This is a genomic window from Arthrobacter glycogeni, from assembly GCF_054510815.1.
This window is the reverse complement of the sequence record NZ_JBTNDV010000013.1, coordinates 65,873-81,817: the sequence shown is the minus strand read 5'-3', so window position 1 is coordinate 81,817 and position 15,945 is coordinate 65,873. Positions and strand designations below refer to the sequence as shown.

General features: G+C 66.5%; 13 protein-coding genes and 1 tRNA gene. 3 read left to right on the top strand and 11 right to left on the bottom strand.

Translation table 11 applies throughout. From position 1 onward, the window contains the following. Positions 1-267: 267 nt before the first annotated feature. Positions 268-507 (top strand): DUF3073 domain-containing protein, encoded by a 240-nt coding sequence (locus ACX80G_RS13965; protein WP_459308311.1) that lies wholly within the window; start codon positions 268-270, stop codon positions 505-507. A 107-nt stretch (positions 508-614) separates the two neighbouring features. Here ACX80G_RS13965 and purM read toward each other — a convergent pair whose 3' ends face one another. From purM to ACX80G_RS13930, 7 genes are all read right to left on the bottom strand, one after another. Next, on the bottom strand, positions 615-1,739 hold the full coding sequence (purM, locus tag ACX80G_RS13960; protein WP_459308309.1) for a phosphoribosylformylglycinamidine cyclo-ligase: 1,125 nt from the start codon (positions 1,737-1,739) through the stop codon (positions 615-617). After that, positions 1,736-3,295 (bottom strand): amidophosphoribosyltransferase, encoded by a 1,560-nt coding sequence (purF, locus tag ACX80G_RS13955; protein ID WP_459308307.1) that lies wholly within the window; start codon positions 3,293-3,295, stop codon positions 1,736-1,738. The genes purM and purF overlap by 4 nt, the downstream gene beginning before the upstream one ends. Positions 3,296-3,336: 41 nt before the next feature. Further along, entirely contained in the window at positions 3,337-3,732 is a 396-nt protein-coding gene (locus ACX80G_RS13950; RefSeq protein WP_459308305.1) for a hypothetical protein, read from the bottom strand. A 19-nt stretch (positions 3,733-3,751) separates the two neighbouring features. Beyond that, positions 3,752-5,191: a DUF2079 domain-containing protein gene (locus tag ACX80G_RS13945; protein ID WP_459308303.1), complete on the bottom strand. Its 1,440-nt coding sequence runs from the start codon at positions 5,189-5,191 to the stop codon at positions 3,752-3,754. After that, positions 5,188-5,565: a sterol carrier family protein gene (locus tag ACX80G_RS13940; RefSeq protein WP_459308302.1), complete on the bottom strand. Its 378-nt coding sequence runs from the start codon at positions 5,563-5,565 to the stop codon at positions 5,188-5,190. The genes ACX80G_RS13945 and ACX80G_RS13940 overlap by 4 nt, the downstream gene beginning before the upstream one ends. Positions 5,566-5,570: 5 nt before the next feature. Next, positions 5,571-6,575 carry an asparaginase gene (locus tag ACX80G_RS13935; RefSeq protein ID WP_459308300.1) on the bottom strand — a complete coding sequence of 335 codons (1,005 nt, stop codon included), beginning with the start codon at positions 6,573-6,575 and terminating at the stop codon, positions 5,571-5,573. 97 nt (positions 6,576-6,672) lie between these two features. Beyond that, on the bottom strand, positions 6,673-8,292 hold the full coding sequence (locus tag ACX80G_RS13930) for a molybdopterin-dependent oxidoreductase (RefSeq protein WP_459308298.1): 1,620 nt from the start codon (positions 8,290-8,292) through the stop codon (positions 6,673-6,675). Between the two features lie 103 nt (positions 8,293-8,395). On the opposite strand from ACX80G_RS13930, the gene purD reads away from it, so the two are divergent. Both purD and ACX80G_RS13920 read left to right on the top strand, forming a co-directional pair. Then, entirely contained in the window at positions 8,396-9,727 is a 1,332-nt protein-coding gene (gene purD / locus ACX80G_RS13925; RefSeq protein WP_459308296.1) for a phosphoribosylamine--glycine ligase, read from the top strand. Positions 9,728-9,729: 2 nt separating this feature from the next. Further along, positions 9,730-10,611: a phosphoribosylaminoimidazolesuccinocarboxamide synthase gene (locus tag ACX80G_RS13920; RefSeq protein WP_459308295.1), complete on the top strand. Its 882-nt coding sequence runs from the start codon at positions 9,730-9,732 to the stop codon at positions 10,609-10,611. A gap of 460 nt (positions 10,612-11,071) precedes the next feature. Here ACX80G_RS13920 and ACX80G_RS13915 read toward each other — a convergent pair. The 4 genes from ACX80G_RS13915 to ACX80G_RS13900 form a co-directional block, all read right to left on the bottom strand. Beyond that, positions 11,072-11,148, bottom strand: a tRNA-Pro gene (locus ACX80G_RS13915). A gap of 65 nt (positions 11,149-11,213) precedes the next feature. Beyond that, entirely contained in the window at positions 11,214-13,064 is a 1,851-nt protein-coding gene (locus ACX80G_RS13910) for an ABC transporter ATP-binding protein (RefSeq protein WP_459308294.1), read from the bottom strand. Next, a complete protein-coding gene (locus ACX80G_RS13905; protein ID WP_459308292.1) occupies positions 13,061-14,887 on the bottom strand; it encodes an ABC transporter ATP-binding protein in 1,827 nt (608 codons plus the stop codon). Before ACX80G_RS13905 ends, ACX80G_RS13910 begins: the two co-directional genes overlap by 4 nt. Positions 14,888-14,993: 106 nt before the next feature. Beyond that, positions 14,994-15,944 (bottom strand): metallophosphoesterase, encoded by a 951-nt coding sequence (locus ACX80G_RS13900; RefSeq protein WP_459308290.1) that lies wholly within the window; start codon positions 15,942-15,944, stop codon positions 14,994-14,996. Position 15,945: the final 1 nt, after the last annotated feature.

The following is a 15,945-nucleotide window of genomic DNA, read 5'->3' as shown; positions in this document are numbered from 1 at the left end:
ACGTTCGCGTGCGTCTGCCCGAAAGTGCAGGCGCGTCCGGTACGACTTTAGCCAAGATTCGCCCGCGCCACGTAGGGCCCGCCCAAACCTGCAGCACTGCCGAAGCTGCACGTTTTGCGGGTGGCCCGGGCAGCGCACGCGGGAGCCGGGAAAGCATGTAATCTATAGGTACGACAAACTGACCAAATACTCCGGGGCCTCGCTGCAGCCTTGGGCCGATAGGGCCCCAGCGACCACCTCCGGATCGACGCAAAAGGGGGTCACGCCATGGGGCGCGGCCGTCAAAAGGCAAAAGCTACCAAGCAGGCCCGGGACATCAAGTATTTCAGTCCCGCAACTGACTACACGGCACTGCAGCGAGAGCTCACAGGCCCAGGAGAGCGAGCCTCCAAACGTTCGGCAGGTCCGATAGAGCCGGTCGAACCGGACTATTCGGCGTATGCGGACAAATATGATGATGTGGACAATGATGACCAGGACGACGACGGATCGCGCCGCACTGGTTAGCTCATAGCACGCAGCACCACAAAAGTGGGGTACCTGCAGGATAGTTGTTACGCAACGACTATCCTGCAGGTACCCCACTTTTCTGTGCCCCCATAAGGGCCGAAAGCCTAGGCGTACTGGCCGACCAGGCGCACCGATCCACCGTCGACGCCCTTGGCACCCTGCACGTAGTCGGGCCCCTCAGTGGATTCATCGGAGGCTGCTGCCACCTGACCCATCACCCAGGCGGGGACGCCCCGTTCGGTCAACCGCGCGATAGCGGCATCCGCGGCCGGGGCCGAGACGATCGCCACCATCCCGACGCCCAGGTTCAGGGTGCGTTCCAGGTCCGGCAGCGGCACCGCGCCGAGCTCGGCCACGAGCTTGAAGATGGCAGGCAGCTCCCAGGTGGACCGGTCGACTGTTGCTTCCAGCCCGTGCGGCAGCACCCGGGCCAGGTTGGCTGCGAGCCCCCCGCCGGTAACATGGCTGAAGCCGTGAACGCTTGAGTTGTTGCCGACCGGCAGGAAACGAGCCAGGTCGAGGCAGTCCGCAGCGTAGACACGGGTGGGCTCAAGGAGCTCCTCGCCGAGCGTGCGCCCCAGCTCACTGACCTGGCGGTCCAGCGCCCAGCCGGCCCGGTTGATGATGCGGCGCACCAGCGAGTAGCCGTTGGAGTGCAGGCCCGAAGACGCCATCCCAAGGATCACGTCGCCTTCCCTCACCCGGTCCGGGCCGAGCAGCGCATCGGCCTCCACCACGCCGGTGGCGGCGCCGGCGACGTCGTACTCGTGTTCCCCCAGCAGGCCGGGGTGTTCGGCTGTCTCGCCACCCACCAGGGCGGTCCCGGCGACCGAACAGGCCGCGGCGATGCCCCGGACAATGTCGGCGATGCGCTCGGGCACCACCTTGCCGCAGGCAATGTAGTCGGTCATGAACAGGGGCTCGGCGCCGACCACCACGATGTCGTCGACCACCATGCCCACCAGGTCAAACCCGATGGTGTCGTGGATGTCCATGGCCTGAGCGATGGCTACCTTGGTGCCGACACCGTCGGTCGACGTCGCCAGCAGGGGCTTGCGGTAGGTCAGCAGGCGGGAGACGTCATAGAGGCCAGCGAACCCGCCGACTCCACCGATGACCTGCGGGCCGTGGGTGGCCCGGACGGCGTCCTTCATCAGTTCGACGGCGCGGTCGCCGGCTTCCACGTCCACTCCAGCGCTGGCATAGGTGATGGGGGAGTTGGTGGTCATACCCGTTCTTTCTTGTCTTCGGCGGTCAGCACTGCTTCGAACTCGCTGTCGGGTCCTGGATCGCACCCGTTGGATCCCGGGTCGTCGGCCGGATCGAGCCGTTCCAACAGGTTTTTGCCGCGGCGCTCCTCAGCGGGCAGCGCGATGGGATAATCGCCGGTGAAGCAGGCGGTGCACAACCGTTCGCGCGGCTGCTCGGTGGCGGCGATCATGCCATCTTCGGAGATATAGGCGAGGCTGTCAGCGCCGATGGAGTTGCTGATCTGCTCCACTGCGGCGCCGTTGGCGATGAGCTCGGCGCGGGAGGCGAAGTCGATCCCGTAGAAGCAGGGCCAGCGCACCGGCGGGGAAGAGATCTTTACGTGCACTGAGGCGGCGCCCGCCTCGCGGAGCATCCGCACTACCGCCCGCTGGGTGTTGCCGCGCACAATCGAATCGTCGACGACGATGATCCGCTTCCCCCGGATGACCGATTCCAGCGCGTTGAGTTTCAGGCGGATGCCGAGCTGCCGGAGGGTCTGGCTGGGCTGGATGAAGGTGCGGCCCACGTAGGAGTTCTTCACAAATCCGTGAGCAAATGGAATGCCCGACTGCTCGGCAAAACCCACGGCGGCGGGGGTGCCGGACTCCGGGACGGGGATGACGACGTCGGCCTCGGCCGAGTTCTCGCGTGCCAGCTGGCGGCCCATTTCCACCCGGGCTTCGTAGACCGAGCGGCCGGCAATGGCTGCGTCCGGCCGGGCCAAATAGACGTACTCGAAGACGCAGCCAGCCCTAGTGGGCTGGGCGAATTTCCGGGTGCGGACGCCGTCCTCGTCGATCGCGATGAACTCGCCGGGCCCGATCTCCCTGATGAAACTGGCACCCACGGTGGCCAGGGCTGCCTGCTCGGAGGCGACCACCCAGCCACGTTCGAGGCGGCCGAGGACCAGGGGGCGGACACCGTGGGGGTCCCGCGCCGCGTAGAGGGTGCCTTCATCCATGAACACGAAGCAGAAGGCGCCGTTGATTTTGGGGAGCAGTTCAAGGGCGGTTTCTTCGAGGGACCGGCCGTCGTCGCCCGCGAGGAGGGTAGTCACCAGTGCGGTATCCGAAGTGTTGCCCTGGGCCATTTCGCCGCTGCGCGGCTTCCCCTGGCGGTCGAGGATCATCTGGTAGAGGTCCGCCGAGTTGGTGAGGTTGCCGTTGTGGGCGAGAGCTACAGTGCCGACGGCGGTGGCGCCGAGGGTAGGTTGCGCGTTGGCCCAATTCGAGGACCCTGTGGTCGAGTACCGGCAGTGGCCGACAGCGATGTGGCCTTCGAGGGTGTTGAGGGTGGTTTCGTCGAAGACCTGGGAGACCAGGCCCATGTCCTTATAAACGTTGATCCGCTCACCGTTGCTGGTGGCGATGCCGGCAGATTCCTGGCCACGGTGCTGGAGCGCATACAGACCGTAGTACGCGAGCTTAGCCACCTCCTCGCCAGGAGCCCAGACACCGAAAACACCGCAGGCATCCTGAGGGCCCTTCTCACCTGGAAGAAGGTCATGGGAAAGATTTCCGTCACCGCGAACCATTGCATCATTCTCTCACGCGTTGGCGTTGGCGCTTCCATCGGTCAGTCGGGGTGAAGCTCGTCGTCGTATGTGCGCTCGGCGACGGCGCGTTGGGTGCGGCGGACGCTGATCCGGTCCAGGACCAGGACCAGAAGAGCGCCCAAAAGCAGGCCGGGGATTGCGAACACCATGATGAAGAATCCGAAGATGGATTCCCGGGTCAGGGTGGCATCGCCGGGGCCGGCATACGCGACGATCGCCGCGACAATGACACCGACCAACACGCCGAGCCCCATGAACGGCGCGAACCGCGGTGCGCGGCGCACCGTCACTTCACGGCGGGCTGGGCCTCGCTCCTGGCCGGCGGTGGGGCCGGGCGTCTCGCCGACCGGGGCTTCGGCGTCGGGCGATGCTGCCTCAGCGTCCTCGTCACGGGGTGGCTGCTGCTCTGAACTCATGCTTTAAGGCTACCGGCGATTAGCCGACCCGCCTGACCACCTGATAGCCGTCCTCCCGAAAGATCAGTTCATAGGACGATCCGGGATAGGTCTCTTCGGCATGTGCCACTGCGTCCTCGGGCTGGGTGGGGCCCCAGCTCCAGTCCTGGTTGTCGACGATCAGGTAATCCGGCGGCGGATTGTCGTTGCCCAACCAGAACACCTCGGTGTCGGGAACCAGATACGGCATCAGCACCACACCGCTCTCCACGCTCGCGCCCGCCGGGAACAGGGCCATCAACCGGTCTGCTGTTTCCCACCGCCCGGACTGGCGGAAGGTGTCCGGGTCCGCCAGGTCGCCCAGGGGTTGGGTCGGTAGCAGGAGGAGGGCGACGACAGCGACGGCCGGGACGACGGCGGCGCCGGCCACGCGCAACCACCGCCGTCGTGACCGGCGGGACGTGTCAATGGCGTCGATCAGCGCGGCGAACAGCACGGGCATCAGAACGGCGCTGTAATGCCATTCGGGCCCCCAATAGACGTCGTTTCCCGACACGAAACGCCACGCCACGGTGGGCACCATGACCAGGGCCAGCGGCGACCTGAGGAACAGGAAGCCGCCAGCCAGCAACAGCAGCCACACCGTCTCGTATTTGGCGCCCGCGGAGAAGATGGTGACCAGGGCACCGAGAGGGTCTGCGAGCATCCCGCGGACGTCGATCCGGTCGGAGTAGTCGTACTGTCCACCGCTGTTGAGCAGGGGCAGGATCACCGCCACGGAAAGCAGCAGCCAGCCGATTCCCCAGGCGGCGAGCCACCATCCGATCCGGTTCTTGTACCGCCAGGCGATGACCAGTCCGATCGCCGCGACAGTCAGGCCCAGGTCCTCCTTCACGAACACCAGCAGCCCGGCCCAGACGACGGCGGTGCGCAGCCGGCCGCTAATCATTGCCTCAAGAGCGAGCGCCAGCAGCAGAACCGCGAAGGCAATCTCGTGGAATTGCGCGGCCACTGCCGTCTGCAGACCCCACGACAGCCCGTACGCCGCGCCGAGGCAGGTGCCAATGACCGTCCCGAAACGGCGGATCCCCAGCCGGGCGATGACCAGGACCGAGACCCCGATCAGGAGATTCTGGACCACCAGCAGGGTTAGGCCGGAAGGGAAGAAGGCATAGGCGGGGCCGAGGAGCACCAGGAGCGGATGAAAGTGGTCGCCGAGCAGGTTGAAGCCGTCGCCTTTGATGGGGACAATCGGCGCGTCGAACCCGGCGTACGCCTTGGCCAGCTGGGTGAAGATGCCAAGGTCCCAGGAGGGGGTGTCCAGCCGGTTCCACTGCGCCACCGAGTACACGGTGTACAGGACGGTGACGAGGAGGGCGGTGATCAGCGCAGCCGACGGCTGCCTGCGGATGGCCGACGTCGTCGACCGCAAGCCCTCAGTGATGAAAGAGGTTCGCGGGCGTGTGTGCTCGGCGGTCATGACGGCGAACGATCCTGAGCGGCGAACAGTGGCAACAAGTCACTCAGGTCGGCCCGCTGGCCTGAGGCAGCGACCCTTCCGGCGTTCACGGCGTCGGCCCAGGCCAGGGTTCCGGTCACGAGGGCCAGCCAGGTAGCGGCGTCGGTCTCCACCACGTTCGGCGGCGTGCCACGGGTGTGGCGGGGCCCGGCGATGCATTGGGCTACCCCGAATGGCGGCACCCGCACCTCTACGCTGTTGCCCGGAGCGCGTTCAGCGAGTTCCTCCAGGGCGTAGCGCACGGCAGTGGCCGTCTCGGGCCGGGCGGCAGATCCGGACCGCACCGCGTCGAGGGCTGACTCGCCGGCTGAGGCGGGGATCCGTCGTCGTGCCATCGCGGCTAGTCCAGGAGGGCCGTGACCGGTCCGGCGAGCCGGAGCTTGCCAACCGGTTCGTTGCCGCCGAGCACCGGCGGCACCACTTTTTCGAGGACGGCACCCACCTTGTCGACGTCGACGGCGCCTGCCGCAGCCAGGAGGGTCAGGCCCACCAGGGTGGTGGCGCGGATGTTGCCGTCAAGGATCTTCAGGGCCAGGGAGACGCCGGTGTCGGTACCCATGACCAGCACCCCTTCGGCCCCGTTCTTGGAGATGATGCCCAGATCTTCCATCACCACCGAATTTTCCCGGCCGCGTCCGTGGACGGCCCAGGGATAGTCGAGCATGGCGGTGGCAATCGTCGCCGCGCGGGCGTCGGCGTGCTTGTCGGACGGGGCACGGGAGAACTTGCCGATGCCGCGGGCCAGGCCCTTGAGCGACACCGCGGCGAGGGGAGCCCCGCAGCCGTCGACCCCCCAGTGGGACACCTGCTCTTCGGTGTACTCCTCGATGACGGCTGCAATGCGTTGTTGCAACGGATGGGAGGGGTCAAGGTAGGTGGAGTGATCCCAGTTGTTCTCGGTGCAGGCCCACAGGAAGGCGGCGTGTTTGCCGGAGCAGTTGAACGCGATGCGCTGCTTGCCCTTTTCGGTGCGGATCAGCCAGTTGCGGGCTTCCTCGTCCTGGGGCCAGTCGGCCGGGCACTGGAGGTGCTCCTCGGAGACCCCGGCGGCGCTGAGCATGGTGCGGACCACGTCCATGTGCTCGTGGGAGCCCACATGGCTGGCGGTTGCCAGCGCCACCTGCGGCCCGCGCAGCGGGACCCCCGACTGCATGGTCGCGAGGGCCTGGAAAGGTTTGAGGGTGGAGCGCGGGAAGACGGGGGCGTTGATGTCGCCGAGCTCGGTGACGACTGTGCCATCGGCGGCCAGGATCACCGCTGAGCCCAGGTGCCGTGATTCGATGAAGCCGTTACGTTCCAGGACAGCCAGGTCTACGGCGTCGGAAGAGGAGAAGGTCTGAGGCATGAAACTAGTATCGCCCATCGGAGGGGTACGGGGTGGAGCTTGTGCCCACCGGAGTGAACGGACATCCGGTGGGCACAAGATTGGAGGCTATGCGGGCCTAGGCGACGGTGAACTGCACCGACTGCCAGCCCGAGGCGCCGTTGGGTACGGTGTCGGCGCGTTCTTCGGTCTGGACGCCGTCGGGGTCGTAGGCACGGGCGCGGACGGTGTGTGAGCCCGATTCGAGGTTGATCTCGTGGGACCACTGGCGCCAGGTGTCCACCGACGCTTCGGTGGCGAGCGTCGCTTCTTCCCAGTCGCCGTCGTCAATCTGGACTTCAACCTTGGTGATGCCGCGGTGCTGCGCCCACGCTGACCCGCCGATGGTGGAGGTACCGGCGGGGAGCTGGGCAAAGGAGCGGGGCACCTCGACGCGGGCCATGGTCTTGATCGGACCCTTTTCGGACCACCCGCGGTCGGTCCAGTAAGCGGTCTTGTCGGCGAACCGGGTGACCTCAAGATCGACAACCCATTTGGTGGCCGACACATAGCCGTACAGGCCGGGAACCACCATGCGGACGGGATAGCCATGTTCCAAGGGAAGGGGTTCGCCGTTCATGGCGATCGCAAGCATCGCATCGCGGTCATCCTGCAGGATCGGCAGGGGAGTGGAGGCGCTGAAACCGTCGGTGCTGGTGGAAAGCACCATGTCCGCGTCGCCGGTCGGCCTGGCCCGCGCCAGCAGCTCGCGGATCGGGTAGCCGAGCCACTTCGCGTTGCCGGCCAGGTTTCCGCCGACGGGGTTGGAGACGCAGGTCAGGGTGACGTGGCGTTCGATCAGGTCCGCATCGAGCAGGTCCTGAAAGGTCATGGTGATCTCTTCCTCCACCATGCCGTGCACCCGCAGCTCCCAAGTCTCCAGATCGATCTGCGGCACGCTCAGGGCAGTGTCGATCCGGTAGAAGTCGGGGTTGGGGGTCAGCCAGGGGACCACGCCGTCGACGCCGGATTCCACCCCGGCGGGGATAGCCGGTGCGGCACTGGCCGGGGTGGGGAAGGTGAGGGCCTCACGCGCCATGTTGACCGTGTTGCGGGCTCCGGCGATGGCCCGGCCGCCGGCAGCCGCGGCTCCGGCGACGATGGCGGTGATGCCTGCGGCGGCGAAGAAGGTGCGTCGGCTGGTGCCGTTGGTTGTTGCCGCGCCAGCCGTGCGGGCGGTGGTGCTGCTGGCGCTGATGCCGTTGATGGTGCTGCTGGCGTCTGAACGGTGGGCGCCGTCGTCGTGGGCTGCATGCAGCGCACGGACCAGATAGCGCAGGGCAAGCAGCCCCACGGCGGTTCCGATCACTGTCGGCACGGCGTCCAGCAGGGTAGCCCCGGCCCGGGAGATCACGGCAGCGACGATGACTGCACCCATCAGCAGTACGCCCGCCACCCCGAACACCCATTTGCGGTAGGCGACCACGCCGAGGATGGCAGCAAGGACAACAATCGTGACGCCCATCCCGACGAAGAGCGCCACCTTGTCATTGGTGCCGAAGGTGGCGATGGCGAAGTCCTTCAGCCACGGTGGGGTGAAATCAATGAAGGTGGAGCCGAGTGCGATCAGCGGCGCGGCGCGGGCGGTGAGGAAGGCGCCGAGCAGCTCGGCAACGCCCAGCACCAGGCCAGCGGAGACTATTCCGGCCAGTGCTGCCAATAAGGATTCCTTGCGCCCGGGGCGTCGTAAAGCTTTCATGCCTTTAATTCGGAGTGACGTGTCGAGAGTATGGGTTGTCATAGGGGTGATTCGCCCGTCACACCGTCGCGAGGACTCGGCCGAGCCAGTACGCTGATCTACTGTGAAGGTTCTAGTGATAGGCCCCGGCGGCCGCGAACACGCCCTTGTCCGAGCGTTGCTGGCCGATCCGTTCGTGCACGAGGTGCACGCAGCCCCCGGCAACGCCGGTATCTCGGGCATCGTGCCAACCCATGCCGTTGACGCCGCCGATCCGGCCGCCGTCACCACGCTGGCCCAGTCTCTGGCCTCGGACCTGGTGGTGATTGGTCCTGAAGCGCCGCTCGCCGCGGGGGTGGCCGACGCGCTACAGGAAGCGGGGATCCCCGTTTTCGGTCCATCGCAGGAGGCCGCCCAGCTGGAAGCGTCGAAGGCTTTCGCCAAGCAGATCATGGCCGCAGCCAACGTCCCGACCGGGATGGCCCGGGTGGCTTCCACCCCTGAGCAGGCGGCAGAGGCGCTGGACATTTTCGGTGCCCCCTTCGTCGTCAAGGATGACGGATTGGCCGCCGGTAAAGGCGTGGTGGTCACCTTCGACCGCGCCGAGGCCCTCGAGCATGCGCAAGCCTGCTTCGACGCCGGCGGCACGGTGGTGATTGAAGAGTTCCTCGACGGGCCCGAGGTGTCACTCTTCGTCCTCTCCGATGGCCGCAACGTGCTGCCCCTCGCACCTGCTCAGGACTTCAAGCGCATTCACGACGGCGACCAGGGACCAAACACCGGCGGTATGGGTGCTTATTCACCCCTCGATTGGGCCCCCACCGGGCTGGTTGACGAGGTGATTGACCGGGTCGCGCAGCCGACCATCGACGAGATGGCCCACCGCGGCACCCCGTTCGTCGGGGTTCTTTACGTTGGGCTGGCGCTGACCGCCCGTGGCCTGCGGGTGATCGAGTTCAACGCCCGGTTCGGGGATCCCGAGACGCAGGCGGTGCTGGCCCGGCTGCGAACACCCCTCGGCGGGGTGCTGTTGGCCGCCGCCAAGGGCGGGCTGGACCGGATCGAAAGCCTCAACTGGTCACCGCAGTCAGCGGTGGCGGTGGTCCTCGCCTCGGCAAACTACCCGGACGTGCCCCGTACCGGCGACCGCGTGCGTGGCCTGAAGAAGGCCGAAGCGGTCGACGGCGTGCACGTGTTGCACGCCGGAACCGCGCTGAAGCACGGCAAGGTGGTGTCGGCCGGTGGGCGGGTACTCGCCGTCGTCGGGCTCGGGGATGACCTCGCCGCCGCCCGCGAGAAGGCGTACCGCGGGATGGCGCAGCTCGAACTCAAGGGTGGGCAGTACCGCACCGACATTGCGCTCAAGGCGGCGCGGGGCACCGTTGCGGCACCGATTGTTGCCTCACCGTTGACGCCCGCGACCGCTGCTTCGGCAGCGAGCCCTGCGGGGGCCTGAGCGTGACCTTTACGCCGTCGTACATTGACGTTCCCGGCTGGAAGCACAGCTATTCGGGAAAGGTGCGGGACCTGTACTCGCCGCTGACCGGGCCGGAGGACCGGGTGCTGGTGGTCGCAAGCGACCGGATCAGCGCCTACGACTTCGTGCTGTCGTCGGAGATTCCGGACAAGGGCCGCGTCCTGACCCAGCTGAGTCTGTGGTGGTTTGAGCAGCTCACCGAGGTGCCCAACCATGTGCTGTCCACCGAGGTGCCCCACGAGGTGGCTGGCCGGGGGATGATCTGCAGCAAACTGGAGATGTTCCCGGTGGAATGCATCGCTCGCGGCTACCTGACCGGGTCCGGGCTGCTGGAATACCGGTCGGCGGGCACCGTGTGTTCGCTTCCGTTGCCGGCCGGGCTGGAGGATGGATCCCGGCTGGAGTCGGCCCTGTTCACGCCGTCGGCCAAGGCAGCGGTGGGCGAGCACGACGAGAACATTGCCTACGACGACGTCGTCGCCACCGTTGGCGCACGCGTGGCGGAGGAGTTGCGGCGTCTGACCCTGGCAATCTATGGCCGGGCCGAGGAAATTGCCCGGTCCCGGGGGATCGTCCTCGCTGACACGAAGGTGGAGTTCGGGCTGTCCGCCGACGGGCAGATCACCCTCGGGGACGAGGTGCTGACCCCCGACTCCTCACGGTTCTGGGATGCAGCTTTGTATGCGCCGGGCCAGGCGCAGCCGTCCTTCGACAAGCAGTTCGTCAGGGATTGGCTCACCTCGGATGCCTCCGGCTGGGACAAGGCCTCCGCGCCGCCGGAACTCCCCGCCGAGATCATCTCGAAGACCCGCGGCCGGTACATCGAGGCCTACGAGCGGCTGACCGGCCTCACTTTCGCCTAGTTCCACCCCGTTTCGCTCACCCATCACCTGATTTCGTGTACTCCTGCTCACTGAGGGCGCCGTGCCAGTGGGCATGTGGGTCTATGCCCACTCTCTGACTGCCCATCGTGGGCAGGTGAGCGGGATCGGCTTCACGCGATCCCACTGCTGGACCTTGACCGCTGGGATTGTCTAGACCTTCCCGCTAACCGCCTCTGATGGATGGGAAGCGGTGCCGGGGAACCCGTATTTGTGCACTCCTGCTCACCAGGCGGGCCTTGTGGGTGGGCATAGCCGCTGAAGCTCAGCTACCTGCGGGCTTGAGTGGGCATTTGTGTCGGGCGGACACCGCGGCTCCCGCTGATGGGCCTCCATCAGTGGGATTGACTCGCCTTCCCAGTGATCGTGCGCGGGGGTGGGAAGCCGTGGGCATGAAAAATCCCCGTGGTTGGCCTTTCTGAGCCATGAGGCGTTTTCACAATGGTCGGGGTGACAGGAATTGAACCTGCGACCTCGTCGTCCCGAACGACGCGCGCTACCAAGCTGCGCCACACCCCGAAGCTGGCGACCGTCAAAATTGGCCGCTCCAGCAACAGACTACCTGAGCACCCGGGGATGTAAAGCTAAACCAGCGTCTCCTGCCAGGCCGCGTGCAGGGTCGCGAACCGGCCGTCGCCGCCGATCAACTCCGCCGGGGTACCGTCCTCCACCACCTCGCCGTCGTGAACCACGAGCACCCGGTCGGCGATCGACACGGTGGATAGGCGGTGGGCGATGATCAGGGCGGTGCGGTTGCCGAGCAGCTTCTGCAGCCCCTCCTGCACCAGCCGTTCGCTGGGGATGTCCAGCGACGAGGTGGCCTCGTCCAGGATCAGCACCGCGGGGTTGGCCAGAAATGCGCGGGCAAAGCTGATCAGCTGGCGCTGCCCCGAGGAGACCCGGCCGCCACGCTTGTTCACGTCGGTGTCGTAACCGTCGGGCAGGGACCTGATGAACGCGTCAGCACCCACCGAGCGGGCCGCCGCCTCGATCTCCTCCCGGGTGGCTTCCGGCTTCCCGAGCGCAATGTTGTCCGCCACGCTGCCGCTGAACAGGAACGCCTCCTGTGTCACCATCACGACGGCGCGCCGCAGGTCGCGGGGCTCGACCTCCCGGATATCGATACCGTCGAGCGTGATGCCGCCGGCCGAGACGTCGTAGAACCGGGCGATGATCTTCGCCAAGGTCGACTTGCCGGCGCCGGTCTGACCCACCAGCGCAATGGTCTGGCCGGCTGGGATGTGCAGGTCCATGGTGGGCAGGATGACCGGGCCGTCGCCGTAACGGAACTCCACGCCGTCGAACCTGATCTCCCCGCGGGGATCCTTCAGCGGCACCGGGTTCCGGGGAGGGCGGACGGTTGGCACCTCCTCGAGGAGACCGGACACCTTCTCCAGCGCCGCCGACGCCGACTGGAACGAGTTGTAGAACATGGCCATCTGGTCCACCGGTTGGAAGAACCGCTTGCTGTACAGCAGAAGGGCGAGCAGGGCGCCGACGGCCAGCGAGCCATCCAGCACCCGGAACCCGCCCACCAGCAGCACCACGGCAACGGTCACGTTGCCGATCAGCACCAGGCCCGGCTGGAAGATGCCGTTGAGGTTGATCGACCGGACGGTGACCTGGCGGTAGTCCTCGGCCAGCTCGTCGTATTTGGCGGCGTTGACTTCCTCGCGGCGGAAGGCCTTGACCGCGCGGATCCCGGTCATGGTCTCGATGAAGTGGACGATCAACCGCGCCGACACCACCCGTGAGGAGCGGAACGCGATCTGTGAGTGCTTCTGGTACCAGCGGGCCAGCAGGAACATCGGCACCGCGGCGACGAGGATCAGCAGACCGGTCCGCCAGTCGAGGATGAAGATGGTGATAGCGGTGAACAGCATGTACATGACGCCGGACGCGAGGGAACTGACCCCGGAGTCCAGGAGTTCGCGCAGCGCCTCCAGGTCGGAGGTCTGCCGGGAAATGATGCGCCCCGACGTGTACTTTTCGTGGAACTCGAGGCTCAGCCGCTGGGTGTGCCGGAAGACGCGGAGCCGCAGATCCAGGAGCATCGCCTGACTGAGCAGTGCCGTCGCCCGGACGTAGCCCGCGGTCAGGGTGGCCGTCAGCACGGCGGCGATCAGGTAGGTGAGGCCGGCGAGCCAAAGGTAGGTCGGGTCGCCGTCGAGCAGTGACGGAAGGGCGTTGTCGATGCCGAACGCGATGACGGCAGGGCCAGCCACGCGGGCGGCCTGGGAGCCAACCACCAGGGAGATAGTCCAGCTGAACTGCCGCCGGTTGGGCTGGATGAGAGACCCCAGGAGCCGGAAAGAGCGGGACCGCACCGACTTGTTCTGGGCCTTGGAGAGGAGGACGTCGTCCTCGTTGGCGACGCCCGACGACGTCCCCCCGGCGGGTGCCTTCCCGTTGTTTGGCTGTGGTGATGTGCTCACGCGAGTGCCCCCTCGTCGTCGTTCTTCAGGTCCTCAAGTTCGGTGTCAAGATCGGTTGGCTCGTCGTTGAGGCTCGCGATCACGTACCGGTAGTGGGTGTTGCGGGCCAGTAGCTCGGTGTGGGTGCCGACGTCGGTGATTCGGCCGTCCTCGAGCAGCGCCACCCGGTCGGCGAGTGCGACGGTCGAGGGCCGGTGGGCGACGATCAGCGTGGTGGTGTGATCGAGGACCTGCCGCAGGCCTTTCTCGACGAGCTCCTCGGTGCGCACGTCGAGCGCCGAGAGCGGGTCGTCGAGGACCAGTACCCGTGGTTTGGCGGCGATGGACCGGGCCAGGGCGATCCGCTGGCGTTGGCCGCCGGACAGACTCAGGCCCTCCTCACCGATCAGGGTGTCGACGCCTTCGGGCAGGGAATACGCGAAGTGCGCCTGGGCGACGTCGAGCGCCTCCTCCAGAATGTTCTCGGCGTGGTGGTCATCCCGCGGCTCGGCGCCCATCAGGACGTTCTCACGGACCGAGCTGGAGAACAGGGTGGTGTCCTCGAAGGCGACCGAGACGTGGGTGCGCAGGTCGTCGATGGCGATACTGCGCAGATCCGTGCCGTCGATCCTGATGGAGCCGCCGGTCACCTCATAGAGGCGCGGGACCAGCTCCAGGAGGGTGCTCTTGCCGCTCCCGGTGACGCCGACCAGCGCCATCGTCTCACCCGCCCGCAGGGTGAGATTGATGCCGTTTAGCACATCGGCGGTGCCGTCCTCGGCGTCGGGGTAGCGGAAATGCACATCGGTGAAGGTGACCTCGCCGCGGGGGTCGGTCAGGCGGACCGGCTCCTCGGGATCGGTGATGGTGTTGACGGACTCCATGACCTCGTAGTGCCGGTCGATGGCGGTCTTGGCGGTGAAGGTCATGGCCAGCAGCGGACCGATGAACTCGACCGGGGTGGCGACCACTGCCGCGGTGGCGAAGAAAGCCACCAGAGCGCCAATGGACAGGTCACCGTTGGCGGCAAACAACACGCCGACCACCAGTGAAGCACCCAACGCCAGTTCAGGCAGCAGGGTGACGATCAGGGAGAAGTTGGCCAGCGAGCGGGCCTTGTAGATTTCCGTCTGCCGGAGCTCCTCGGCCTGCAGGTTGAAGCCCTCCAGGGCCTCGCGGCTGCGACCGAAGGCCTTGAGGACCCTGATGCCGTGCACCGACTCCTCGACGGTGGTGGCGAGATCGCCGGCCTGGTCCTGGCTCTTCCGGGACACCTTGCTATAGGAGGTGCGGAACCTGAAGCCATAGATCATGATCGGCAGCGCCGCGGCAAGGAAGATCAGGGCCAGCACCCAGGAGGTCAGGAACATGACGACGACGCCGATCACTACGGTCAGCGACGTCACCACCAGCATGATCAACCCGAACGCCATCCACCGGCGCATCAGGTTCAGGTCAGACATGGCACGGGAGAGGAGCTGGCCGCTGCCCCAGCGGTCGTGGAAGGCGACCGTCAGGTCCTGCAGGTGACGGTAGAAGGAGGTCCGCATCCTGGTTTCGACAGTCGTCGCCGGTGCGATGACGAACTGACGGCGCAACGCAACGAAGGTCGCTTCAAGAATGCCCAGCAGGAGGACTACCCCGGCGGCGATCCAGACGGTCGACGTCGCACCTCCAACGGCGAGGGCATCGTTGATCAGCACCCGGAATACCTGCGGGATGGCCAGCGCCATCAGGCTGGCGCCCAGCGCGCAGGTGAGACCCAGCATCAGCCGCGGCAGGATGGGCTTAAGGTGCGGGTACAGTCGGCCGAGCGATTCCCACAGGGTGGTTTGAGTCTGCATGCTTCCGTCTTGACACTGAGAGGCGGATCTACCGGGAACGGGCTTTTCGTGTCCCGTAGCAACTATCCTATGTCAGAGCTGTACCCTTGTCCCGGGTGGCCGCACGCTACGACTGAGCCGGCGGAACTTCCCTCACGGTGAGGGTGAGCAACACTGCCTCGGGGCGGCAGGCGAAACGGACCGGCGCGAACCGCGATGTGCCGATTCCTGCCGACACGTTCAGCGGGATACTGCGGCCCTCATGGTTCCAGTTGGTGACACCGCGGGCCCGCCAGGTGGGAAGGTCGCAGTTGCTGACCAAGGCCCCGTAGCCCGGGATGCAGACCTGACCGCCATGGGTGTGGCCGGCAAGGATGAGATGTGCGCCGCCAGCGGTGAAGTAATCCAGCACCCGCTGGTAGGGGGCATGTGCGACGGCGATCTTCAGGTGCCGCGCGTCGGGGGAGGTGCTGCTGCCGGCGGGGTAGCCGGCGTAGGAGTCGCGGTTGATATGGGGGTCATCCACGCCGGTGAAGTCGAGCCGCAGATTTCCCACGGCTACCGACTGGGAACGGTTGGCGAGGTCAATCCACCCCGCGTTCCCGAAGCCCCTGAACATCTCCGCCCATGGCAGGGCTTTCGGTTCATGCCCGGACCGAGGCTTCGACGGGCCGGCGAAATACCGCAGCGGGTTGTTCAGCACCGGGGCGTAGTAGTCGTTGGATCCGGGCACAAACACGCCGGGAACCTGCAGCAACGGGCCGAGGGCCTCGAGCAGCGGTTCAACACCTTTGCGGTGGCTCAGGTTGTCGCCCGTGTTGATTACGAGGTCAGGTTTGAGCCGGGCCAGGCCCTTCAACCACTGCGTCTTGGCGGTCTGCCGAGGCGCCATGTGAATGTCGGAGAGGTGCAGAACTCTCAGCGGACGGCTGCCCGGCGGGAGGATCGCCAGGGTCTCCTCGCGCAGCCGGAACAGGTTGCGTTCCACGAGGGAGGCGTAGCCGAGTCCGGCGACGGCTACCGCTGCGGTACCACCCAACGCGATTGTCGTGGCGTCGAGCAGCTTCGATGAACCCAAG